This window comes from uncultured Polaribacter sp. (assembly GCF_947495205.1).
Lineage (GTDB): Bacteria > Bacteroidota > Bacteroidia > Flavobacteriales > Flavobacteriaceae > Polaribacter.
Window position 1 is genome coordinate 109,510 of record NZ_CANLXV010000006.1, and the last position, 21,010, is coordinate 130,519.

Below are 21,010 nucleotides of genomic sequence, written 5' to 3' on the forward strand. Positions count from 1 at the left end.
CTTAATTTTTTTTGAATGGTAAACCTAATTCTCCTAATAGCGACTTCGCTTCTTTATCAGTGTTCGCAGATGTTACAAAAGTAATATCCATTCCATTGATTTTTTTAACTTGGTCAATATTAATTTCTGGGTAAATGATTTGTTCAGTAATTCCTAAGTTATAATTACCTCTTCCGTCAAAACCGTTTGCCTTAATACCGTTAAAGTCTCTTACACGAGGTAAAGAAGCTGTAACTAATCTGTCTAAAAACTCGTACATCTTATCTCCACGTAAAGTAACTTTTGCACCAATAGGCATCCCTTTACGTAATTTAAAAGAGGCAACATCTTTTTTAGACATTGTAGATATAGCTTTTTGACCAGTAATTTTAGTTAACTCCTCTAAAGCGTAATCTATTAATTTCTTATCTGCAATAGCAGCACCAACACCCTTAGAAACAACAATCTTCTCTAATTTAGGCACTTGCATTACATTCTTATAACTGAATTCTTCGGTAAGAGCAACAACTACTCTTTCTTTGTATTCTGCTTTTAATCTTGGTACGTAACTCATGATTATTATTATTTTTTAGTTTTTTTAGAGATTCTAGATTTTGTATCTCCATCAACCTTATAACCTACTCTTACAGCAACACCATCTTCTACTAACATAACGTTAGAAATATGTAATGAAGCCTCTTTTTTAACAATACCACCTTGAGGACTTTGAGCACTAGGCTTTGTGTGCTTAGATACAAGGTTTACACCTTCTACTAAAACTCTATCCTTATCTTTGATGATTTGTAAAACTTTACCTTCAGATCCTTTATGATCTCCTGCAATTACTTTTACAGTATCTCCTGATTTTAATTTAAACTTCTTCATTTTATTATAATGTTAAAGCACTTCAGGTGCTAATGATACTATTTTCATGAATTGTTTCTCACGAAGTTCACGTGCTACAGGTCCAAATACACGTGTTCCTCTCATTTCCTCAGTAGGATTTAAAAGTACACAAGCATTATCATCAAATCTGATATAAGACCCATCTTTACGTCTAACTTCTTTCTTTGTTCTTACAACAACTGCTCTAGATACTTGACCTTTTTTAACAGTTCCGTTCGGAGTTGCAGATTTCACAGATACTACAATTTTGTCTCCAATACTTGCATATCTTTTTCTTGTACCTCCTAAAACTCTAATTACTAAAACTTCTTTTGCTCCAGTATTATCTGCGACTTTTAATCTTGATTCTGTCTGTAACATATTATTTAGCTCTTTCTAGGATTTCTACTAATCTCCAACGTTTAGATTTACTCATAGGTCTTGTTTCCATGATCCTAACTGTATCTCCTTCGTTGCAATCATTCTGTTCGTCGTGTGCAACGTACTTCTTAGTCTTTAATACGAACTTTCCGTACATTGGGTGTTTTACTCTTTTAGTTTCTGCCACAACAATAGATTTCTCCATTTTGTTACTAGATACAACACCAATTCTCTCTTTTCTAAGATTTCTTTTTTCCATCTTTAAAATTGACTATAGAATTATTGTAATTCTCTTTTTGTTAATTCTGTTGCAATTCTTGCTACAGTTCTTCTTAAGCTTCTTAACTGCAAAGGATTTTCCATTGGAGTTATGGCGTGAGCCATCTTAAGATCAGTATAATTTTTCTGTAACGCTCCAAGCTTTTCGTTAAGATCAGCTACAGATAATTCTTTTATTTCTGATTGTTTCATTCTATTTAGAATTAAGCGTTAATATCAAAATCTCTTGCTATAACAAACTTCGTTCTTACTGGAAGTTTTTGAGCTGCTAAACGCAAAGCTTCTTTTGCTACTTCCATTGGTACTCCACCAACTTCAAACAAAATTCTACCTGGTTTAACAACCGACACAAAATGAGACGGTGCACCTTTACCTTTACCCATACGTACCTCTAAAGGTTTCGCTGTAATAGGTTTATCTGGAAATATTTTAATCCATAACTGCCCTTCTCTTTTCATATGACGAGTCGCTGCGATACGAGCTGCTTCTATCTGACGTGAAGTTAATAAATTCTGATCTACAGATTTTATTCCAAACATACCATTAGAAAGCTGGTTTCCTCTTTGAGAATTCCCAGTCATATTTCCTTTCGCCTTCTGTACCTTACGGTATTTTACTCTTTTTGGCTGTAACATTGTTAATTTCTAATTTTAAAAATTATTTTCTTCTACGAGGTGTACGCTTAGATCTATCATTACCTTTACCACCAGATTGTTTCTTAGACAACCCAACTAAAGGAGATAATTCTCTTTTACCATAAACTTCGCCTTTCATAATCCATACTTTCACACCTAATCTTCCGTATGTCGTATGAGCTTCAACAAGTGAATAATCAATGTCTGCTCTAAAAGTAGAAAGAGGAATTCTACCTTCTTTAAAATGTTCTGAACGCGCCATTTCTGCTCCATTTAAACGACCTGATATTTGGATTTTAATCCCTTCAGCGTTCATTCTCATTGTAGCTTGAATAGCCATTTTAATAGCTCTTTTATAAGAAATTCTATTTTCGATTTGACGAGCAACACTAGTTGCAACTAATCTTGCATCTAATTCTGGTCTCTTAATTTCAAAAATATTAATTTGAACCTCTTTTCCGGTAATTTTCTTAAGCTCTTCTTTTAACTTGTCTACTTCTTGACCACCTTTACCGATAATAATACCAGGTCTTGCAGTTGTAATAGTAACGGTTACAAGTTTTAAAGTACGCTCTATAATTACTCTAGAAACACTTGCTTTAGATAGTCTAGCATGTATATACTTTCTTATCTTATCATCTTCAGCAATTTTATCTCCGTAGTCATTACCACCATACCAGTTAGACTCCCAACCTCTGATGATTCCTAAACGATTTCCTATTGGATTAGTTTTTTGTCCCATTTCTACTTTGATTAATTACTTAAATTTTTACTACCTAACTCTAAAGTTACGTGGTTAGAACGCTTACGAATTCTATGAGCACGCCCTTGTGGAGCTGGTCTTAATCTCTTTAACATTCCTGCACTATCTACACAGATAGACTTCACATATAAATTTGCATCTTCTATAGTTGCATCTTCGTTTTTTGCTTGCCAATTAGCAATTGCAGATAACAATAACTTTTCTAAGTTAATTGATGCCTCTTTTGGACTAAACTTTAAGATCTGTAAAGCTTTTTCTACTTCTACACCTCTTACTTGATCCGCAACTAAACGCATTTTTCTTGGTGATGTAGGACAGTTAGTAAGCTTTGCAAAAGCACGTAGCTTTCTTTCTGCTTTTAGCTTATCTGCCATATTTTTTTTACGAACTCCCATTTCCTACTTATTTTTTTCCTTTATTTTTTGCACCAGCGTGTCCTCTAAAAGAACGAGTTGGTGAAAATTCGCCTAATTTATGCCCTACCATGTTTTCTGTTACATAAACTGGTACAAACTGACGGCCATTATGCACAGCAATTGTTTGTCCAACAAAATCTGGAGTAATCATACTTGCTCTTGACCAAGTTTTAATCACAGTTTTGTTACCAGCTTCTACATTAGCTAACACTTTTTTCTCTAATTTATAGTGAACGTAAGGTCCTTTTTTTAATGATCTTGCCATAACTTATTATTTCTTTCTACGTTCTAAAATATATTTATTACTAGCTTTAGTCTTAGACCTAGTCTTAAATCCTTTAGCTGGTATACCATTTCTAGATCTTGGATGTCCTCCTGAAGAACGTCCTTCACCACCACCCATTGGGTGATCAACAGGATTCATTCTTACAGCATTCGTTCTTGGTCTTCTACCTAACCATCTTGATCTACCTGCTTTACCAGAAACTAATAATTGATGATCTGAATTAGATACTACACCAATTGTTGCCATACAAGTTAACAAGATTAATCTTGTTTCCCCAGACGGTAACTTAACTGTTGCATATTTCCCATCTCTTGCCATTAATTGCGCAAAAGAACCTGCAGAACGTGCCATAACAGCGCCTTGACCTGGACGTAATTCTATACAAGAAATTGTAGTTCCTAACGGAATCTCACTTAAATTCATTGCATTACCGATTTCTGGAGCTACATTTTCTCCTGAAACGATTGTTTGCCCTACTTTTAACCCGTTTTGTGCAATCACATAACGCTTTTCTCCATCAGCATAACTAAGTAAAGCAATAAATGCAGTACGATTTGGATCGTACTCTATAGTTTTAACTGTTGCGGGAATACCTGCTTTATCTCTTTTAAAATCGATAATACGGTATTTTTGTTTATGACCACCTCCAATATTACGAGTTGTCATTCTACCCTGACTGTTTCGACCTCCAGATCGTTTTTTCGGAGCAAGTAAACTTTTCTCCGGCTTATCAGTTGTTATGGTGTCGAACCCATTTACAACTCTAAAACGCTGACCTGGTGTTACTGGTTTTAATTTTCTAACTGACATTCTGTCTTTTCTTAAAGATTGTTATAAAAATCAATGCTTTCTCCTTCTGCTAATTGCACGATTGCCTTCTTGTATCCACTCTTAATACCAGTTACCAAACCTTTTTTAGTAAACTTAGTATTTCTTTGAATTGGATAGTTTAAAGTTTTCACACTAGATATAGAAACTCCATAAGCAGCCTCAACAGCTCCTTTAATTTCTAATTTATTAGCTTTACTATCTACAACAAATGCATAACGGTTAAATAACTCGCTATCATTTGTCGCTTTTTCCGTAATAATAGGTTTTATTAAAATACTCATTTTGAATCCCTATTTGCTTAAATTTGTATTAATACCTTCTAAAGAACCTTCAGTAATAACTACTTTATTAGCATTTAACACACCATAAGTATTTAATTCTGAAGCCTTAACTACTTTAGAGTTTTTTAAGTTACGTGAAGACAAATACACATTAGTATTTTCATCACTTAAAACAAACAATGACTTTTTAGCATCCAATTGTAACGCTTTTAAAACATCTACAAAGTTTTTTGTTTTTGGAGTCTCAAAATTAAAATCCTCAACAATTACTAAATTTTTATCATTTGCTTGAATAGATAAAGCTGACTTACGAGCCAAACGCTTTAAATTCTTATTCAACTTAAAAGAATAACTTCTTGGTCTTGGTCCAAACATACGACCTCCACCTCTAAAAACACCAGACTTGATAGAACCTGCTCTTGCAGTACCAGTACCCTTTTGCTTTTTTATCTTTCTTGTAGAACCAACTATTTCTGCTCTTTCTTTAGCTTTATGCGTTCCTTGTCTTTGATTAGCCAAGTATTGCTTAACATCTAAATAAATAGCATGATCATTAGGTTCAACACCAAATACATCGCTAGAAAGTTCAACTTTTCTACCTGTATCTTTTCCTGTAATATCTAAAACTGCTACTTTCATTATTTCTGAATAGTTACAAAAGCATTTTTGTGTCCAGGAATTGCTCCTTTAACAACAAGTAGATTCTTTTCAGCCACTACCTTTAATACTCTTAAGTTTTGTACTTTCACTTTATCTCCACCCATTCTACCTGCCATACGCATTCCTTTGAATACTCTTGCAGGATAAGATGCAGCACCAATAGAACCTGGGGCTCTTAATCTGTTATGCTGACCGTGAGTTGCTTGACCCACACCTGCAAAACCATGACGCTTCACAACACCTTGAAAACCTTTACCCTTAGAAACACCAGAAACATCGACAAATTCGCCTTCTTCAAAGTGCTCAACAGTAATTGAGTCTCCTAATTTATACTCTTCTTCAAACCCTTGAAATTCAACGACTTTTTTCTTAGCAGTGGTGCCAGCTTTTTTAAAGTGACCGTCTAACGATTTGTTAGAACTCTTCGCCTTTTTGTCATCGAAACCAAGTTGCAACGCATTGTATCCGTCAACCTCTTCGGTTCTGACTTGGGTAACAACGCAAGGACCTGCTTCAATTACTGTACAAGGAATATTCTTCCCGTTTTCATCAAACAAGCTGGTCATTCCAATTTTTCTACCTATTAACCCAGACATTTTGTTAATTTTAAGACGATAGATTTAATTTATCCAGCGCGTCTATTTATAAATATTTGTTTGAAACTAAAGTTTCACTGTACACATCTTTTAAGTTTAGTTCAAAAAAAACAGCGCAAAACAAATTCAACGCTGATTTTGTTTTTACCGTTTTTCCTTTGCGAAACGCTCCGGACATGTAACTATTATTGAATTTTAAATCAAAATAGATTTCCCAATCTCTATTTGGGGTTGCAAAAGTATAAAAAACTTTCGGTTTAACAAAATTAAACCGAAAGTTATATACTTTTAAAATTTTAGAGATTCCGAGAAGAACTCGGAATGTATTTAAATTTTAACTTTTCTGTTGAAAAGTTCACTTAAATTACACTTTAATCTCCACTTCAACACCGCTTGGTAACTCCAATTTCATTAAAGCATCAATAGTTTTTGATGAAGAACTATAAATGTCTAATAATCTTTTGTAAGCAGCTAATTGAAATTGCTCTCTAGATTTCTTGTTTACGTGTGGTGAACGTAATACCGTAAAAACCTTTTTATGTGTTGGCAATGGTATTGGACCGTTAACTACAGCTCCAGTACTTTTTACCGTCTTTACTATTTTTTCAGCAGATTTATCTACCAAATTGTAATCGTAAGACTTTAATTTTATTCTAATTTTTTGACTCATCTTGTATTATTTAGTAGATTATCCTTTTGAAGCAGCGATTACTTCTTCTGAAATATTAGAAGGAGTTTCTGAATAGTGAGAAAATTCCATTGTAGAAGTTGCTCTACCAGAAGACATTGTTCTTAAAGCAGTAACATAACCAAACATTTCTGACAATGGTACAATTGCTTTTACAACTTTAGCGCCATTTCTATCAGACATATCATTAACCTGTCCTCTTCTTCTATTTAAATCTCCAACGATATCTCCCATGTTCTCCTCTGGAGTTAACACTTCTAATTTCATTAAAGGCTCCATAATTTTGGCTTTTGCAGCTTTTGCCGCATTTTTATAACCTAATTTTGCAGCTAACTCAAAAGATAGTTGATCAGAATCCACCGCGTGGAAAGAACCGTCTTTTAAAGTTATTTTCATAGAATCCATTTCGTAACCTGCTAATGGTCCATTTTTCATAGCTTCTTTGAATCCTTTCTCTACAGAAGGTACAAATTCTTTAGGAACGTTACCACCTTTAATTACTGATTCAAACTGTAAACCTTGAACACCTTCATCTGCAGGCTCCATAGTAAATACAATATCTGCAAACTTACCACGACCACCAGATTGTTTCTTATAAACTTCTCTATGGTCTGCAGTAGCCGTAATAGCTTCCTTATACTCTACTTGAGGTTGTCCTTGACTTACTTCTACTTTAAACTCACGCTTTAAACGATCTACAATTACATCTAAGTGTAATTCTCCCATTCCTGAAATAATAGTTTGTCCTGAAGCTTCATCTGTTCTTACTGTAAACGTAGGATCTTCTTCAGCTAACTTACCAAGTCCTATACCTAATTTATCAACATCTGCTTTTGTCTTAGGCTCTACAGCAATACCAATTACTGGATCTGGAAAATCCATTGATTCTAAAACGATTGGGTGCTCTTGAGACGATAAAGTATCTCCAGTTTTAATAGATTTAAAACCTACAGCAGCTCCAATATCTCCAGCCTCGATATAATCAATTGCATTTTGCTTATTTGCATGCATTTGGTAAATACGCGAGATACGCTCTTTTTTCTGAGAACGATTGTTTAAAACATAAGAACCCGCATCTAAACGACCTGAATATGCTCTAAAAAATGCTAAACGACCTACAAAAGGATCTGTAGCAATTTTAAATGCTAAAGCAGCAAATGGCTCCTTTACATCTGGTCTACGAATTTCTTCTTCGTTTGTATCTGGGTTTGTACCAACAATACCTTCCTTATCTGTTGGAGAAGGTAAATAACGACACACAGCGTCTAATAAGAACTGAACACCTTTGTTTTTAAACGCAGAACCACAAATCATAGGAATAATAGCCATATCCATTACAGCAGCTCTAAGTGCAGCATGCACTTCTTCTTCTGTAATAGAATCTTCGTCTTCCATAAACTTTTCCAAAAGATTCTCATCATAACTTGCTACTTCTTCAATTAAAAGTGCACGATATTTACGAGCTTCTTCTTTCATATCCTCAGGAATATCGATTACATCGAATGTTGATCCTTGAGTTTCATCATGCCAAATAATAGCACGGTTTTTTACTAAGTCGATAATACCTTTAAACTCATCTTCATCACCAATGTTTAAAACAATTGGCACTGCGTTAGACTTTAACATATCTTTTACTTGCTGACATACTGCTAAAAAATCAGATCCTTGACGGTCCATTTTGTTAACAAAACCAATTCTTGGTACTTTGTAGTTATCAGCTAATCTCCAGTTAGTCTCAGATTGAGGCTCAACACCATCTACTGCACTAAATAAAAATACTAAACCATCTAAGACACGTAAAGATCTGTTTACTTCAACAGTAAAATCTACGTGACCAGGAGTATCAATAATATTAAAGTGGTATCCTTTAGTTTCTGGAGTTGGTTGTGCATTTTCTAATGGAAACTGCCAAGTACAAGTAGTTGCAGCAGAAGTAATTGTAATACCTCTTTCCTGCTCTTGTTCCATCCAGTCCATTGTTGCTGCACCATCATGTACTTCTCCAATTTTATGAGAAACACCTGTATAATACAATACACGCTCTGTAGTTGTGGTTTTACCAGCATCAATATGTGCTGCAATACCAATATTTCTTGTATATTTTAAATCTCTAGCCATTTCTATTAAAATCTAAAGTGTGAAAAAGCTTTGTTAGCTTCTGCCATTTTATGAGTATCTGTACGTTTTTTAACAGCAGCACCTTCTTCTTTAGCCGCAGCCAAAATTTCAGCAGCTAAACGCTGTGCCATTGTTTTCTCATTTCTTTTACGAGTATACAAAATCATCCATTTGATAGCCATAGATACTTTACGATCTGGTCTAATCTGCATTGGAATTTGGAATGTTGCACCACCAACACGTCTAGAACGAACTTCTACGTGAGGCATTACATTAGACAAACCTTCTTTCCAAATTTCTAAAGCCGACTTTTCTTCGCCTTCTCCTTTTCTTTCTTCTACAATCTCTAAAGCATCATAAAATACTTTAAAGGCTACTGACTTTTTACCACTCCACATTAAGTTGTTAACGAAACGTGTTACGAGCTGATCGTTAAATTTTGGATCTGGTAATAAGACTCTTTTTTTTGCTGCTCTTTTTCTCATGTCTTCTCTTGAGTTTTTTTCGCTATTGACTGTTCGCTTTTTGCTATTGGCTTTTCGCTTTTCGGTTTTTACTGTTGGCTTTTCACTAACGGCAAACAACTAATAGTTAATCGCTAATTACTTTTTTGGGCGTTTTGCACCGTACTTAGACCTACGTTGAGTTCTTCCCTCAACACCTGCTGTATCTAATGCACCACGTACTACGTGATATTTAACTCCTGGTAAATCTTTTACCCTTCCACCTCTAACTAATACTATCGAGTGCTCTTGTAAGTTGTGTCCTTCTCCTGGAATGTACGCGTTTATCTCATTACCATTTGTTAATCTAACTCTGGCAACTTTTCTCATTGCAGAATTAGGTTTTTTTGGCGTAGTAGTATAAACTCTAGTACAAACTCCACGTCTTTGAGGACAAGACGACAAAGCAGCCGATTTACTCTTCTTAGTTATTTTGGTTCTTCCTTTACGAACTAATTGTTGAATAGTTGGCATACTAAATTATTACTGTTTTACGTTTATATTAAACATTCCCTTATTTTTAAGGGTCCGCAAATGTACAACTAATTTCTAATTATACAAATATCAGCAAGTTATTTTTTAGAATAAGAAAAGCTTAGAAAAATTTTGTACTATTTTTAGCATACTTTTACTCCATAAATCAAGCACATCTTTATAAGTGAATTTTAAAAAAATATTTTTCTTTACATTATTTATTTATTTGTTGGTAAATTTAAATATCGTTAGCCAAACTACAAACCTACGCCTCTTATCAATTAAAAAAAATGAACAACAGTTTCTAAATTCAGTTTCTTTAAGAAGTACTTATAATAAAAGTGAAGTTGCAAGCACGATTGCATTAATTCAAAAAAAAATAAAAGAAAAAGGTTACTTTTTTGCCAATTTAGACAGTATTGTAAAAAGAAAAAAAGAAATTTTACTACATTATTCTTTGGGTAAAAAATTTGACTCAATTTACATTGATACAAATTATTTAAAAAATGACCTCATTATTGAAACTGATAAACATCAACCAATAATTAAGTTGGGAATAGATGAAACCCAATCCTTTTTAAAAAAACAATCAAAACTGCTTGAAGATAAGGGCTATTCTTTTTCTGAGATAAAACTAAATGATTTCAAAACCATTGAGAATACCTTATATTGTACATTAACTATTCAAAAAAAAATAAAAAGAAAAATAGATAAAGTAATCTATAGAAACTACACCAAGTTTCCTGTTAGTTTTACAAATAATTATTTTAATATTAATAAGAGAACTATTTTTAATCAAAAAAAAATAACTCAAATATCTAATCTTACTAAAACATTAAAATTTATTGAAGAAATAAAAAGTCCAGAAATACTTTTTAAAAAAGATTCTACCTTATTATATCTGTATTTCAAAAAAAAACAAAACAATAGTTTTGATGGCCTTGTAAATTTTGCATCTAATGACACAGGCAAATTAAATTTTAACGGACATTTAGATTTAAAACTGAATAACGTATTTAATAATGGTGAAAAGTTTGAACTATTCTGGAACAGCTTGGTAAACCAAAGCCAAGAAATAAAACTTGCTACCACCCAACCTTATATATTCAATAGCAAAATTACACCTGAAATACAATTATCAATATTTAGGCAGGATTCTTTGTTTACCAATACCAAATTTGAAATCAAAACAAATTATCAAATCAAACCAAATTCTAACCTTAGATTAATTTATTCTACCACCAATTCATCAGAAAGTAATAATAATTTAGACGAATTAAAAAGTTTTCAAAATTCATTTTTTGGCATTGGTTACGAGTTTACAAAATTTGATAATGCTTACATTAATGATGAAAAAATTCACATCAACCTAGAAATTAATTTTGGAAAAAGAAAAACCGATATTTCAACCAATCAAATAAAGATTGAATCTACAGTATCTTATAATTACAAAATAAACGCAAGAAATAGCATTTACTTAAAAAATATAAGCGGTATTTTAAACTCCAGTAATTATATTCAAAACGAACTTTTTAGATTAGGTGGCGTTAATTCCATAAGAGGTTTTTTAGACCAAAGCTTATTTGCCAACACCTATAGCATTCAAAATATAGAATACAGATTATTAACCTCTAGAAATTCATATATTTTTAGTGTAACAGATATCGGTTTTTTAAAAAACAATCAATTAGAAGAAAAACTTATTGGCCTAGGTTTAGGCTTTGCTTTTACAGTAAACAATTCTAAAATTGAAATAAACTCTGTAATAGGCAACTCTTTGAATCGAAAATTCGACTTTAAACAAACACAATTACTCATAAGTTGGACCTCTTTTTTCTAATCTAACTACATAATTTACGAAATCGTTGTAATTATTCTAGCGAAATCAAAAAAAAATCAAAAATACTTAGTAATAAAAATAAAGGAGTGTATTTAAAAAATCACTACCAAAATCAATAAAAAACAATGAATATCACAACAAAAAGCTTAAAAAACAAACAATACCATAAATACACCAAACAGAAATGACTAAAAAAAACCAAAAACATTTAAACATTTTGTGTTAAAAAATTGTTTTATTAAGTTTAATTTAAGACTTTTGAAACTAATTAATTCAAATAATTATACAAATGAAAACAAAGTTTAATGGATTTTTAACGCTATTACTGGCGTTAGTTGTGCAAGTAGCCTTTGCACAAAAGAAAACAATAACTGGTACAGTTTCAGATAGTTCTGGAAGTTTACCTGGAGTTAGTGTTATTCTAAAAGGTAGTACCTCTGGTACGGAAACAGATTTTGATGGTAAATATTCTATCTCAGCAAAAAAAGGTGATGTATTAGTTTTTAGATATCTTGGTTACAAGACCATTGAAAAAACAGTAGCAAATGCTGTGGTTATTAATTTAACATTACAAGAAGATGCTAGTGTTTTAGATGAAATTGTTGTGGTGGGTTATGGTACTAACAAAAAAGAAACGGTATCATCTGCAGTAAATTTTTTAAAAGCAGAAGATATTGAAAATAGACCTACAGGATCTTTGGTGCAAGCAATGCAGGCGCAAACTCCAGGACTTAATATTTCTACAGCAAACGGACAACCAGGTGCTAATAGTACGATATTATTAAGAGGTGTTAATTCACTATCAGGGAATAACGAACCTTTATTTATTATCGATGGAATTCCTGTTGATGAAGATAATTTTAGATCTATAAATCAAAATGACATTGCATCGATATCTATACTTAAAGATGCTTCTGCAACAGCTATTTATGGTAATAGGGCAACTGGTGGTGTAATTATTGTTACTACTAAAAGAGGAAAAGCAGGACAAAAAACATCTGTTCAAGTAACCTCTCAATCTGGTGTTAACTTTATACCTGAAGCTAATTTTAGTTTAACAAATTCTAAAGAATTGTTAAGAATTGAGAGAGATAGAGGTGTAGCCATAGGTGGTGGTAGAGCTAGTGCATGGGCTGCAGAACAATTAGGCCTTCCTTTTGTTGCCGGTCAAGTTACTCCTTTAACTGATGCACAAATAGACCGCATTGGAGCTAGAAATACAGATTGGAAAGATCACCTTTTAAGAATTGGGTCATTTAACAATCATAACATTTCAGTTACAGGAGGATCTGAAGATTTAACAATATTTACTTCTTTAGGTTATTTTGAACAAGAAGGAATAACATTAAGATCTGGTCTACAAAGAATGACTTTAAGAAACAACACTACTTTAAAGAAAGATAGATTTAAGTTAAGCACAAATTTATCGGTTGGTTTTAGTAGAAGTGATTTTCCCGGTGGTATTGGAGGAGCTGGAACAGCGAGTGGTTCTTTAAGTAATCCATTCATCGTGCCATTTGTTGGAAAACCCTATTTAAATCCATTTAATGCTGATGGAAGTTTAAACTTATTTGGTGATCCTGATTTTGCAAACTCTTCTGGTTTCTTAAATACGCCTTATGTTTCTTTGAATGTAGCTGAATTTGACCAAAATAGAGACACAGAAATAAGATTAACAGGTGGTATAGGTATGGAATACGACTTTCTAGACAACTTGAAAGGATCTGTGAATTATGGTATTGACCATATAAACGAAACAAATTTTCAATTACAGCCAACCAATAGTATTAGAGGAAATACAATTTTTGGAAATGAAGACCCAGCGTTTAGAGGTTCTCAAAACGAAAGTTTAGATAAAGATACAAGAATGAACGTGGATGTAAGGTTAGCTTACAACGACACTTATAATGATAAGCATAATGTATCTTTATTAGCTTTATCAGAGTTTTTGTATTCAGAAAATAGTGGTTTTGGCTTTGGGCAAACAGGTTTGATTCCTGGATTGGAAGGTACTTCTGCTGGATTTGTATCTGGACAGACAACAGAAGATCCTGATGGTGACGGTGCAGATAATTACTTTTATATACCTGGTTTATTTTCTTTTAAAAATAACGTTTCGCAATTCTCAATTGTTTTTAGGGGTACATATGACTATGATGGTATAGTTGGTGGAGACTTTACAGTTCGTAGAGATGGATCATCTAGATTTAGCGAACAAAATAGATGGGGTACTTTTGGTGCTGTTGGAGCTTTTGTTAATTTAACAAAATTCTTAATTGAACCTTCAGATATTATAAATGATATTAAATTAAGGGGTAGTTATGGTACTACTGGTAACGATAGACTTGTTAATGCGTACTATGGCGGGCTTGTTAATCCTTTTGATCTTTTCAATACTGGAGTTGGATACAACGGATCTGTTGGTCTTTTTCCTAGCCAAATTGGAAATAGGGATTTAAAATGGGAAACTGCATTTAAAGCTAATATAGGGCTTGACTTTAGGTTACTTGACAATAGGTTGAGTGGTGCTTTTGAAGTATACAGAAATATTACAAAAGATTTATTTTTAGCAGGTAGAAACACATTAATCTCTGGATTTGGTACTATTTCAGGTAACTTAGGTGAAATGGAAAACAAAGGAATAGAGGCGAATTTGAATTATGATATTTTTTCTGGTCAAGATTTTAAATGGTCTATTGGAGGTAATATTGCCTACAATAAAAATACTATCTTAGAACTTAAAGATGTAGATCCAGATGACAATGGAGAAATAATTCTTAATCCGGGACAAAGATCTCCAGAATCTGTAGGAAGATCATTTAATTCTTTTTATGTAGTTAAATGGGCAGGCGTAAATCCAGCAAATGGAGCTCCACTATATTTGGATAGAGATGGAAATATAACTGAAGTATATGACGAAGCTAATAGGGTTTTTGATGATAGAAATTCTCTTCCAGGAATACAAGGTGGATTTAATACATCTATTTCTTACAAAGGTTTCTTCTTGGACGCATTATTTTCTTATGCGACAGATGTATATAGAAATAATGGAACATTAGGTGTAGCTGAAGACCCTACGCTAATTGGAATATCTAACGTAAATCGTACATTATTAGACGCTTGGAAAAACCCTGGAGATTTAACTTCTATACCTGCTTTAAACACAGGTTCTACTAGATTATTACTTACAGATAGATATATAGAAGACGCATCTTATATAAGATTAAAGAACGTATCTTTTGGTTATCAATTAACAAAAAAGTCTCTACAAAACACACCCTTTGATTCAGTAAGAATTTTCGCACAAGGGGAAAATTTATTAACGTGGACAAAATGGAGAGGTTTTGACCCAGAATTTGACCCTTTTGCTAACAGCGATTTCTTTTCGTTTCCAAACGGTAGAAGTGTAACTATAGGTATAGATTTAAAATTTTAAAATAAAATGAGAAAAATAAAATATACATTAGGAGTGCTTGCATTAGCTTTAATGCTAACCACCCAATCTTGTGAAGATAAATTGGAAATATTACCAAATTCATCTTTATTGACAGAAACTGCATTTAGAAATGTAGATGACTTACAAAACGCTCTAAACAGCGCTTATTTAAACTATAACAATACCACTGTTGCATTTAACTCTATATTTACAGATAATACGAGAATAGGTATAGATAATGGAGGGCAACAAGTGCCGTTACTTAGTTTAGTAATGAACCCTAATAATGGTACAGCTGCAAATTTATGGATATCTCGTTATACTATGATTAATCATGCTACAAGACTTATTGAAGCTTCTGATTTAGTAGACAAAACAGGTAGACAAGCGGAAGTAAACCATATTCTTGGTCAAGCATATGCTTTAAGAGCTTTTGCACATTTTGAATTGTTTCAATATTTTACGCCTGATTATTTAGATAGAACTGGACTAAGTGTTCCTGCTGTAGATCAAGTAATTACAGTAGAAGATTTGCCAAGAAATACGGTAGAGGAAGTAGATACTTTAATAGAATCAGATTTAGCTAAGGCACTACCATTATTAGATGCCTCAGAGACAAATGTAGAATTTATTACTACAGACTTTATAACTGCGTTAAAAGCAAGAAAAGCTTTATTTATGGGTGATTACCCAACAGCTCTAACGGAAGCAGATAAATTAATAGCTAAATACCCGTTGGCTAATCCTTTAGAATACCGCTTAATGTACACGGATCAGGACAATACCGAGGTCATTTTTAAGGCAGCAAGAGTATTGGGTAATGCAAGACCAGGAAATATTTGGCACTTTGGTAGTGGTAACCCATTTTTAGAAATGTCAGCTGGTTTACAAAGTATTCTTGAAGATGGTGACATTAGATCTGCAGTACTTTTCAACGACGAAAGAATATCAGAAGATGTATTTCTAATAAATAAGTACCCTTTTAACGTTGCTTTTCCATTCTTACTAGACGTTAAGGTATTTAGAGTTTCTGAAATGTATTTAATTAAGGCGGAAGCAGAATTAAGAGCAAACCGTTTTGAAGACTCTAGAGGTACTTTAAAACTTCTTAAAGATGCGAGATTTGGGTCTAGTCAGCCTGCTTTTACATATACAAGTTTAGCGGACGGATTAGAAGCGATTGTTAAAGAACGTAGACTAGAATTAGCATACGAAGGTCATAGATGGACAACTTTAAAAAGACTAGGTTTAGATTTAATTAGAGAAGCAAGCGATTGTGCTCCTTTAGATAATGCTTGTCAGTTATTGAATAATGACAGAAGATTTACATTACCAATACCTGCTGGAGAAATTGCTGCAAACCCACTTATGGTTCAAAACCCAGGTTATTAATTTTAAAAACAAATAAGATGAAAATAAATTTAATAAAAATAACAAAATTACTTTTCGCTTCACTATTATTCTTGTCAGTGTATTCTTGTAAAGACGCTGAACTAGAAGTATTAGATATTGGGGAAGGTTTCTTACAAGTTGCAAGAACTGCTGAAAATATAAGTGAAGGTAATGCTGCAGGAACAAAAGTAAGGTTTCTATTTGGAGGAACATCTAACGAGAATGGTATTACAGTAAAGTATACAGTAACATCTGAAGATGACTCGAGATTTACAGAATCTAATGGAGGTACTGTAGAAATTCCAGCAGAATCATTTGAAGCAGAAATTACAATTGTACCAATTAATAACTTGGCTACCGATGGTAATTTAGATGTAGTAATTACTTTAAGTACCGATAATGACTTTCCTGTGGGTATTGCTGGTGGTATAAATAATGTATCTAAAGTTGTATCTATTATAGACGATGATTGTCCAATTAGTATTAATGACTGGGTTGGTACATATGCCGTAGATGAAAACTTTACAGATGGTCCTAATGCGCCTAGAGGTTTAAGTGACTTTTTTAATGAACAATACCAATTTGAATTAGCCTTAGACCCTAATGATACTAGTGGTACTAAATTAATAATTACAAATTCAACTGGTTTCAATACTTATATGGCCAATGGTACTGTTTTAAGTTTTGATACTTGTAACAACAACGTTGCTTTTGATGATAGCAATACTGTGTTTATAGCTTTATTTGAAAATTTCACTTTTACTGAATCTTCTTATGATGAAGAAAAGTTTACTATAAAATGTGAAGGATCATACAGGGGTGAATATCAATTTACACTTACTAAGATATAATCAGTATAATTAAACTATTAAAACCATCACTTTTTAAGTGGTGGTTTTTTTTTGCTCTATATTTAAATTACATTTGCTACATGAATACAGAGATGACAACTATTTTTGGAATAAGAGCCATTATTGAAGCAATAGAAAGCGGTTCTACAATTAATAAAATCTATTTACAAAAAGGTTTACGAGGAAATCTATATTATGAACTAGATAAACATATCAAACAACATAAATTAACTACAAGTTTGGTTCCTGTAGAAAAATTAAATAGACTTTCTAAAAACAATAATCATCAAGGTGCAGTTGCTCAAATTTCTCCTATAGAATTTTACGACTTAGAACAATTAATAGAGCAAACACTTGCTAAAAAAGAATTGCCTTTATTCCTATTATTAGACCAGTTATCTGATGTTAGAAATTTTGGTGCCATTATAAGAACTGGAGAATGTGCAGGTGTAAATGGTATTATTGTTCAAAAAAACGGTAGTGCACCCGTAAATGCAGAAACTATTAAAACTTCTGCTGGTGCAGCGTTTAAAATTCCTATCTGTAAAGTAGATCATATTAAAGATGCTATTTTTCTACTACAAGCGTCTAACATAAAAACAGTTGCTGCTACCGAAAAAACAGAAGCATCTCTTTACGATGTTAACTTAAAACAACCTATTGCAATTATTATGGGATCAGAGCATAGAGGTATAAACCCATCTATACTAAAAATGGTAGACTATAAAGCAAAATTACCTTTACTTGGAGAAATTGCTTCTTTAAACGTATCTGTTGCCTGTGGTGCTTTTCTTTATGAAACTGTAAGACAACGGTTAGCAGTTGTTAGTTAATGGTTTGTGGTTTGTGGTTTGCAAATCTTATCAAAAAAGGTGTTTTTATTTTAGTTAAGTTATTTTTATTTCATAATTTTAATCTATTATTTTATCATCTAACTTCTCCTCTATTTCTGGAGGAATAAAATTTCCATCTGAATCAAACATTAAATCAAATTCAGTTGCTGTGAATTGATGTTCTTCCTTAACAATACCCTTATTTTTGTAAATAAAAGCAAGTATTAAACCCATTATAAAACCTGACAAATGCCCTTCCCAGGACATGCCTTCTTTTATGGGTAGCACATACCAAATCATACTTCCGTATAAAAAAATAATTATTAAAGAAAGTGCCACTAACCTGTAATGTTTTCTAATAATACCGCTAAAAAAAACAAAACTGAACAATAAATATATAATACCACTTGCCCCAATATGATAACTTTCTCTTGCAATACACCAGGTTAACAAACCTGTACATAAACCACCATAAATAAGTACTTTTAAAGCTACTTGGTTATAAAAAGAATAAAGACTGGCTAAAAGAACAAATAATGGTATAGAATTATTAAAAAGATGATTTGTATCACTATGAATAAAATGAGTAAATACCACTCCTCTTAATCCCAATAAATCTCTTGGATAAACGCCAAACTTGTTAAAATTAAACCCAAATTTAATTTCTACAAAATATAAAACCCAAATACCTACAACATAAATTGTGGGTATTAGAAAAATGCTTTTCGTAGTATCTATTTCATTTTGTTTATTCATCAAAATTAAAATAGCAAATATTTTACCAAATTAAAAAACTACAAATTCTGTCATAAAACTTTACTATTTTTACCTTATGAATGAACCTTTGGCAGAAAGAATTAGACCTAAAAAACTAGAAGACTATATTAGTCAGCAACATTTGGTTGGTAAAAATGGTGTTTTAACCAATTTAATTACAAAAGGAATTATACCTTCTTTAATTCTTTGGGGACCACCAGGTATTGGTAAAACCACGCTAGCAAATATTATTGCAACAGCATCTAAAAGACCTTTTTATACATTAAGCGCTATAAGTTCTGGTGTAAAAGATGTTAGAGAAGTAATAGAAAAAGCTAAAAAAAGTGGCGGCTTATTTACTGCAAAAAATCCTATTTTGTTTATAGATGAAATTCATAGATTTAGTAAATCTCAACAAGATTCTCTTTTAGGTGCTGTAGAAAAAGGATGGGTTACTCTAATTGGCGCCACTACAGAAAACCCTAGTTTTGAAGTAATACCAGCTTTACTTTCTAGATGCCAAGTATATATTTTAAACTCTTTTGATAAAACAGATTTAATAGCGTTAGTACAAAGAGCAATAAAAGAAGACAAACTATTATCTACAAAAACAATTAAATTAAAAGAAACAGAAGCATTGCTACAAGTTTCTGGAGGTGATGCTAGAAAATTATTAAATATTTTTGAGTTATTGGTTGCCGCAGAAGAAGAAATTGACATTACGAATAAGCTGGTGTTAGAAAAAATTCAACAAAACACAAGCAGATATGACAAAACAGGCGAACAACATTACGATATTATTTCTGCTTTTATAAAATCTATTAGAGGAAGTGACCCTAATGCTGCAGTGTATTGGTTGGCTAGAATGATAGAAGGTGGAGAAGATGTGAAATTTATAGCTAGAAGATTGCTAATTTTAGCGTCTGAAGATATTGGTAATGCCAACCCAACTGCGTTAATTTTAGCCAATAATACTTTTCAGGCGGTTAGTACAATTGGTAATCCAGAATCTAGAATTATTTTAAGCCAGTGTGCCGTTTATTTAGCCAATTCTGCAAAAAGTAATGCTTCTTATTTAGCAATTGGTGAAGCTCAAGAATTGGTAAAAAAAACAGGAGACCTTTCTGTACCTTTGCATTTAAGAAATGCACCAACCAAATTAATGAAAGATTTAGATTATGGTAAAGCGTATTTGTATGCACATAATTATCCAGATAGTTTTATAGATCAGGAATTTTTACCTCATGAAATATCAGGTACTAAATTGTACAAACCAGCTAATAATGCAAGAGAAAATCAATTTAAAGATATTTTAAAAAAAAGATGGAAAGACCGTTATAATTATTAAAATTTAATTTGATAAGTTTCTTTTACTAGCACATTATTTTTATAATATTCTGCTATCCAAACTTGTCCTTTTTTAAATAATAATCCATTTTTTTCTTTTAAAATAAAGAGATCACTCTTAGTTGTATTTAGAATCACAAAAATTATTTCTGGTTTTTCATCAATCAATTGAAAACCATTTTTTTTAGGCTGCGCATACAACGTTTTCAATTTATGTTCTAATACTTTTTTCTTACTAGCATTTCGAACCTTTGTAACCTTTACTTCTTTTTTGGGACTTAATTTGTTTTTTATTTTTTCTACAGGCAATTGATTTAACACTACTTCTTCTGGTTTTGACAAAGTTATGTTTTTTGAATATCGAAGTGTATTCATTGTAAGATGCGCATTTCTAATGGCTTTTTGAAAACTCTTTTTATAATCTTTCTCTTTACTCTCCCCTACTTCAGAAGTATATACTACCTTTCCGTTACAATCTTTTAGAACAATAATCAATTTTGTTCTAAACATAGAAGACTTACTCTCTACCTCTGCCTCTAAAGCATTACATGGATTTAGTTTAATTTCTGTGGGTAATTCCTCTGAGTTTAAATACACCTTAAAACCGTTTTTTTTCAACAAAAATTTAGTTAAGGAACTCGTTTTATGTTCGTCTATTTTTTTTAAAAAATTAAAACGTTCCTTTACAATAATGTATTCGTATTCATTTACTTTTTTTTGCTGAGCAAAAGTAGTTACAGCAATTATAACAAATACAAGTGTTAAAAATTTATGCATATT

25 protein-coding genes are annotated in these 21,010 nt (G+C 32.2%); 6 read left to right on the forward strand and 19 right to left on the reverse strand.

Translation table 11 applies throughout. From position 1 onward, the window contains the following. Window position 1: 1 nt before the first annotated feature. The 17 genes from rplE to rpsL all read right to left on the reverse strand — a co-directional run bounded on the left by rplE (window position 2) and on the right by rpsL (window position 9,775). Complete coding sequence (gene rplE, locus Q0762_RS07670) at window positions 2-553, reverse strand: 50S ribosomal protein L5 (RefSeq protein ID WP_298765568.1); 552 nt, start codon at window positions 551-553, stop codon at window positions 2-4. Window positions 554-561: 8 nt separating this feature from the next. Further along, the gene (rplX, locus tag Q0762_RS07675) at window positions 562-864 is read right to left on the reverse strand and encodes a 50S ribosomal protein L24 (protein ID WP_298765571.1); all 303 of its coding nucleotides are present in this window, start codon (window positions 862-864) and stop codon (window positions 562-564) included. Window positions 865-876: 12 nt separating this feature from the next. Then, a complete protein-coding gene (gene rplN / locus Q0762_RS07680) occupies window positions 877-1,245 on the reverse strand; it encodes a 50S ribosomal protein L14 (protein ID WP_004568733.1) in 369 nt (122 codons plus the stop codon). A 1-nt stretch (window position 1,246) separates the two neighbouring features. Then, window positions 1,247-1,504, reverse strand: coding sequence for a 30S ribosomal protein S17 (gene rpsQ, locus Q0762_RS07685; protein WP_065320234.1), 258 nt, complete (start codon window positions 1,502-1,504; stop codon window positions 1,247-1,249). A gap of 20 nt (window positions 1,505-1,524) precedes the next feature. Then, a complete protein-coding gene (rpmC, locus tag Q0762_RS07690) occupies window positions 1,525-1,716 on the reverse strand; it encodes a 50S ribosomal protein L29 (RefSeq protein ID WP_298765574.1) in 192 nt (63 codons plus the stop codon). Between the two features lie 11 nt (window positions 1,717-1,727). Then, window positions 1,728-2,159 (reverse strand): 50S ribosomal protein L16, encoded by a 432-nt coding sequence (rplP, locus tag Q0762_RS07695; protein ID WP_298765577.1) that lies wholly within the window; start codon window positions 2,157-2,159, stop codon window positions 1,728-1,730. Window positions 2,160-2,181: 22 nt separating this feature from the next. Continuing rightward, on the reverse strand, window positions 2,182-2,901 hold the full coding sequence (rpsC, locus tag Q0762_RS07700; RefSeq protein ID WP_298765580.1) for a 30S ribosomal protein S3: 720 nt from the start codon (window positions 2,899-2,901) through the stop codon (window positions 2,182-2,184). 11 nt (window positions 2,902-2,912) lie between these two features. Continuing rightward, the gene (gene rplV / locus Q0762_RS07705; protein ID WP_298765583.1) at window positions 2,913-3,317 is read right to left on the reverse strand and encodes a 50S ribosomal protein L22; all 405 of its coding nucleotides are present in this window, start codon (window positions 3,315-3,317) and stop codon (window positions 2,913-2,915) included. 7 nt (window positions 3,318-3,324) lie between these two features. Beyond that, window positions 3,325-3,603, reverse strand: coding sequence for a 30S ribosomal protein S19 (rpsS, locus tag Q0762_RS07710; protein WP_015482224.1), 279 nt, complete (start codon window positions 3,601-3,603; stop codon window positions 3,325-3,327). Window positions 3,604-3,609: 6 nt separating this feature from the next. Beyond that, on the reverse strand, window positions 3,610-4,434 hold the full coding sequence (gene rplB, locus Q0762_RS07715; RefSeq protein ID WP_298765586.1) for a 50S ribosomal protein L2: 825 nt from the start codon (window positions 4,432-4,434) through the stop codon (window positions 3,610-3,612). Window positions 4,435-4,445: 11 nt separating this feature from the next. Next, window positions 4,446-4,736, reverse strand: coding sequence for a 50S ribosomal protein L23 (rplW, locus tag Q0762_RS07720; protein ID WP_298765589.1), 291 nt, complete (start codon window positions 4,734-4,736; stop codon window positions 4,446-4,448). 9 nt (window positions 4,737-4,745) lie between these two features. Further along, complete coding sequence (gene rplD / locus Q0762_RS07725) at window positions 4,746-5,375, reverse strand: 50S ribosomal protein L4 (protein WP_298765592.1); 630 nt, start codon at window positions 5,373-5,375, stop codon at window positions 4,746-4,748. Continuing rightward, window positions 5,375-5,992 (reverse strand): 50S ribosomal protein L3, encoded by a 618-nt coding sequence (gene rplC / locus Q0762_RS07730; protein ID WP_298765594.1) that lies wholly within the window; start codon window positions 5,990-5,992, stop codon window positions 5,375-5,377. The genes rplD and rplC overlap by 1 nt, the downstream gene beginning before the upstream one ends. 364 nt (window positions 5,993-6,356) lie before the next feature. Then, the gene (rpsJ, locus tag Q0762_RS07735) at window positions 6,357-6,662 is read right to left on the reverse strand and encodes a 30S ribosomal protein S10 (RefSeq protein ID WP_298765597.1); all 306 of its coding nucleotides are present in this window, start codon (window positions 6,660-6,662) and stop codon (window positions 6,357-6,359) included. 18 nt (window positions 6,663-6,680) lie between these two features. Then, entirely contained in the window at window positions 6,681-8,798 is a 2,118-nt protein-coding gene (gene fusA / locus Q0762_RS07740) for an elongation factor G (protein ID WP_298765599.1), read from the reverse strand. 5 nt (window positions 8,799-8,803) lie between these two features. After that, window positions 8,804-9,283, reverse strand: a complete 480-nt coding sequence (gene rpsG / locus Q0762_RS07745) for a 30S ribosomal protein S7 (protein ID WP_138536169.1) — start codon at window positions 9,281-9,283, stop codon at window positions 8,804-8,806. Between the two features lie 117 nt (window positions 9,284-9,400). Further along, entirely contained in the window at window positions 9,401-9,775 is a 375-nt protein-coding gene (gene rpsL, locus Q0762_RS07750; protein WP_018943587.1) for a 30S ribosomal protein S12, read from the reverse strand. Window positions 9,776-9,959: 184 nt separating this feature from the next. Here rpsL and Q0762_RS07755 point away from each other — a divergent pair, with 184 nt between their 5' ends. The 5 genes from Q0762_RS07755 (at window position 9,960) to rlmB (ending at window position 18,127) form a co-directional block, all read left to right on the forward strand. After that, window positions 9,960-11,615, forward strand: coding sequence for a ShlB/FhaC/HecB family hemolysin secretion/activation protein (locus Q0762_RS07755; RefSeq protein ID WP_298765604.1), 1,656 nt, complete (start codon window positions 9,960-9,962; stop codon window positions 11,613-11,615). A 289-nt stretch (window positions 11,616-11,904) separates the two neighbouring features. Continuing rightward, window positions 11,905-15,051 carry a TonB-dependent receptor gene (locus tag Q0762_RS07760; RefSeq protein WP_298765606.1) on the forward strand — a complete coding sequence of 1,049 codons (3,147 nt, stop codon included), beginning with the start codon at window positions 11,905-11,907 and terminating at the stop codon, window positions 15,049-15,051. A gap of 6 nt (window positions 15,052-15,057) precedes the next feature. Beyond that, on the forward strand, window positions 15,058-16,443 hold the full coding sequence (locus Q0762_RS07765; RefSeq protein ID WP_298765609.1) for a RagB/SusD family nutrient uptake outer membrane protein: 1,386 nt from the start codon (window positions 15,058-15,060) through the stop codon (window positions 16,441-16,443). 17 nt (window positions 16,444-16,460) lie between these two features. Continuing rightward, complete coding sequence (locus Q0762_RS07770; RefSeq protein WP_298765612.1) at window positions 16,461-17,294, forward strand: hypothetical protein; 834 nt, start codon at window positions 16,461-16,463, stop codon at window positions 17,292-17,294. Between the two features lie 80 nt (window positions 17,295-17,374). After that, window positions 17,375-18,127, forward strand: a complete 753-nt coding sequence (gene rlmB, locus Q0762_RS07775; protein ID WP_298765615.1) for a 23S rRNA (guanosine(2251)-2'-O)-methyltransferase RlmB — start codon at window positions 17,375-17,377, stop codon at window positions 18,125-18,127. Between the two features lie 78 nt (window positions 18,128-18,205). Here the strand turns inward: rlmB and Q0762_RS07780 are convergent, their stop codons facing one another. Next, the gene (locus Q0762_RS07780; protein WP_298765618.1) at window positions 18,206-18,883 is read right to left on the reverse strand and encodes a rhomboid family intramembrane serine protease; all 678 of its coding nucleotides are present in this window, start codon (window positions 18,881-18,883) and stop codon (window positions 18,206-18,208) included. Window positions 18,884-18,959: 76 nt separating this feature from the next. On the opposite strand from Q0762_RS07780, the gene Q0762_RS07785 reads away from it, so the two are divergent. Continuing rightward, window positions 18,960-20,231 carry a replication-associated recombination protein A gene (locus Q0762_RS07785; protein ID WP_298765622.1) on the forward strand — a complete coding sequence of 424 codons (1,272 nt, stop codon included), beginning with the start codon at window positions 18,960-18,962 and terminating at the stop codon, window positions 20,229-20,231. Here the strand turns inward: Q0762_RS07785 and Q0762_RS07790 are convergent. Next, window positions 20,228-21,007 carry a hypothetical protein gene (locus Q0762_RS07790; RefSeq protein ID WP_298765625.1) on the reverse strand — a complete coding sequence of 260 codons (780 nt, stop codon included), beginning with the start codon at window positions 21,005-21,007 and terminating at the stop codon, window positions 20,228-20,230. The two genes, Q0762_RS07785 and Q0762_RS07790, sit on opposite strands and share 4 nt — an antisense overlap. Between the last annotated feature and the right edge of the window lie 3 nt (window positions 21,008-21,010).

Excerpts from the sequence above, each read along its gene's own strand:
- rplE (WP_298765568.1), bottom strand. The coding sequence starts at position 553 with ATGAGTTACGTACCAAGATTAAAAGCAGAATACAAAGAAAGAGTAGTT.
- rplX (WP_298765571.1), bottom strand. The coding sequence starts at position 864 with ATGAAGAAGTTTAAATTAAAATCAGGAGATACTGTAAAAGTAATTGCA.
- rplN (WP_004568733.1), bottom strand. The coding sequence starts at position 1,245 with ATGTTACAGACAGAATCAAGATTAAAAGTCGCAGATAATACTGGAGCA.
- rpsQ (WP_065320234.1), bottom strand. The coding sequence starts at position 1,504 with ATGGAAAAAAGAAATCTTAGAAAAGAGAGAATTGGTGTTGTATCTAGT.
- rpmC (WP_298765574.1), bottom strand. The coding sequence starts at position 1,716 with ATGAAACAATCAGAAATAAAAGAATTATCTGTAGCTGATCTTAACGAA.
- rplP (WP_298765577.1), bottom strand. The coding sequence starts at position 2,159 with ATGTTACAGCCAAAAAGAGTAAAATACCGTAAGGTACAGAAGGCGAAA.
- rpsC (WP_298765580.1), bottom strand. The coding sequence starts at position 2,901 with ATGGGACAAAAAACTAATCCAATAGGAAATCGTTTAGGAATCATCAGA.
- rplV (WP_298765583.1), bottom strand. The coding sequence starts at position 3,317 with ATGGGAGTTCGTAAAAAAAATATGGCAGATAAGCTAAAAGCAGAAAGA.
- rpsS (WP_015482224.1), bottom strand. The coding sequence starts at position 3,603 with ATGGCAAGATCATTAAAAAAAGGACCTTACGTTCACTATAAATTAGAG.
- rplB (WP_298765586.1), bottom strand. The coding sequence starts at position 4,434 with ATGTCAGTTAGAAAATTAAAACCAGTAACACCAGGTCAGCGTTTTAGA.
- rplW (WP_298765589.1), bottom strand. The coding sequence starts at position 4,736 with ATGAGTATTTTAATAAAACCTATTATTACGGAAAAAGCGACAAATGAT.
- rplD (WP_298765592.1), bottom strand. The coding sequence starts at position 5,375 with ATGAAAGTAGCAGTTTTAGATATTACAGGAAAAGATACAGGTAGAAAA.
- rplC (WP_298765594.1), bottom strand. The coding sequence starts at position 5,992 with ATGTCTGGGTTAATAGGTAGAAAAATTGGAATGACCAGCTTGTTTGAT.
- rpsJ (WP_298765597.1), bottom strand. The coding sequence starts at position 6,662 with ATGAGTCAAAAAATTAGAATAAAATTAAAGTCTTACGATTACAATTTG.
- fusA (WP_298765599.1), bottom strand. The coding sequence starts at position 8,798 with ATGGCTAGAGATTTAAAATATACAAGAAATATTGGTATTGCAGCACAT.
- rpsG (WP_138536169.1), bottom strand. The coding sequence starts at position 9,283 with ATGAGAAAAAGAGCAGCAAAAAAAAGAGTCTTATTACCAGATCCAAAA.
- rpsL (WP_018943587.1), bottom strand. The coding sequence starts at position 9,775 with ATGCCAACTATTCAACAATTAGTTCGTAAAGGAAGAACCAAAATAACT.
- Q0762_RS07760 (WP_298765606.1), top strand. The coding sequence starts at position 11,905 with ATGAAAACAAAGTTTAATGGATTTTTAACGCTATTACTGGCGTTAGTT.
- Q0762_RS07765 (WP_298765609.1), top strand. The coding sequence starts at position 15,058 with ATGAGAAAAATAAAATATACATTAGGAGTGCTTGCATTAGCTTTAATG.
- Q0762_RS07770 (WP_298765612.1), top strand. The coding sequence starts at position 16,461 with ATGAAAATAAATTTAATAAAAATAACAAAATTACTTTTCGCTTCACTA.
- rlmB (WP_298765615.1), top strand. The coding sequence starts at position 17,375 with ATGAATACAGAGATGACAACTATTTTTGGAATAAGAGCCATTATTGAA.
- Q0762_RS07780 (WP_298765618.1), bottom strand. The coding sequence starts at position 18,883 with ATGAATAAACAAAATGAAATAGATACTACGAAAAGCATTTTTCTAATA.
- Q0762_RS07785 (WP_298765622.1), top strand. The coding sequence starts at position 18,960 with ATGAATGAACCTTTGGCAGAAAGAATTAGACCTAAAAAACTAGAAGAC.
- Q0762_RS07790 (WP_298765625.1), bottom strand. The coding sequence starts at position 21,007 with ATGCATAAATTTTTAACACTTGTATTTGTTATAATTGCTGTAACTACT.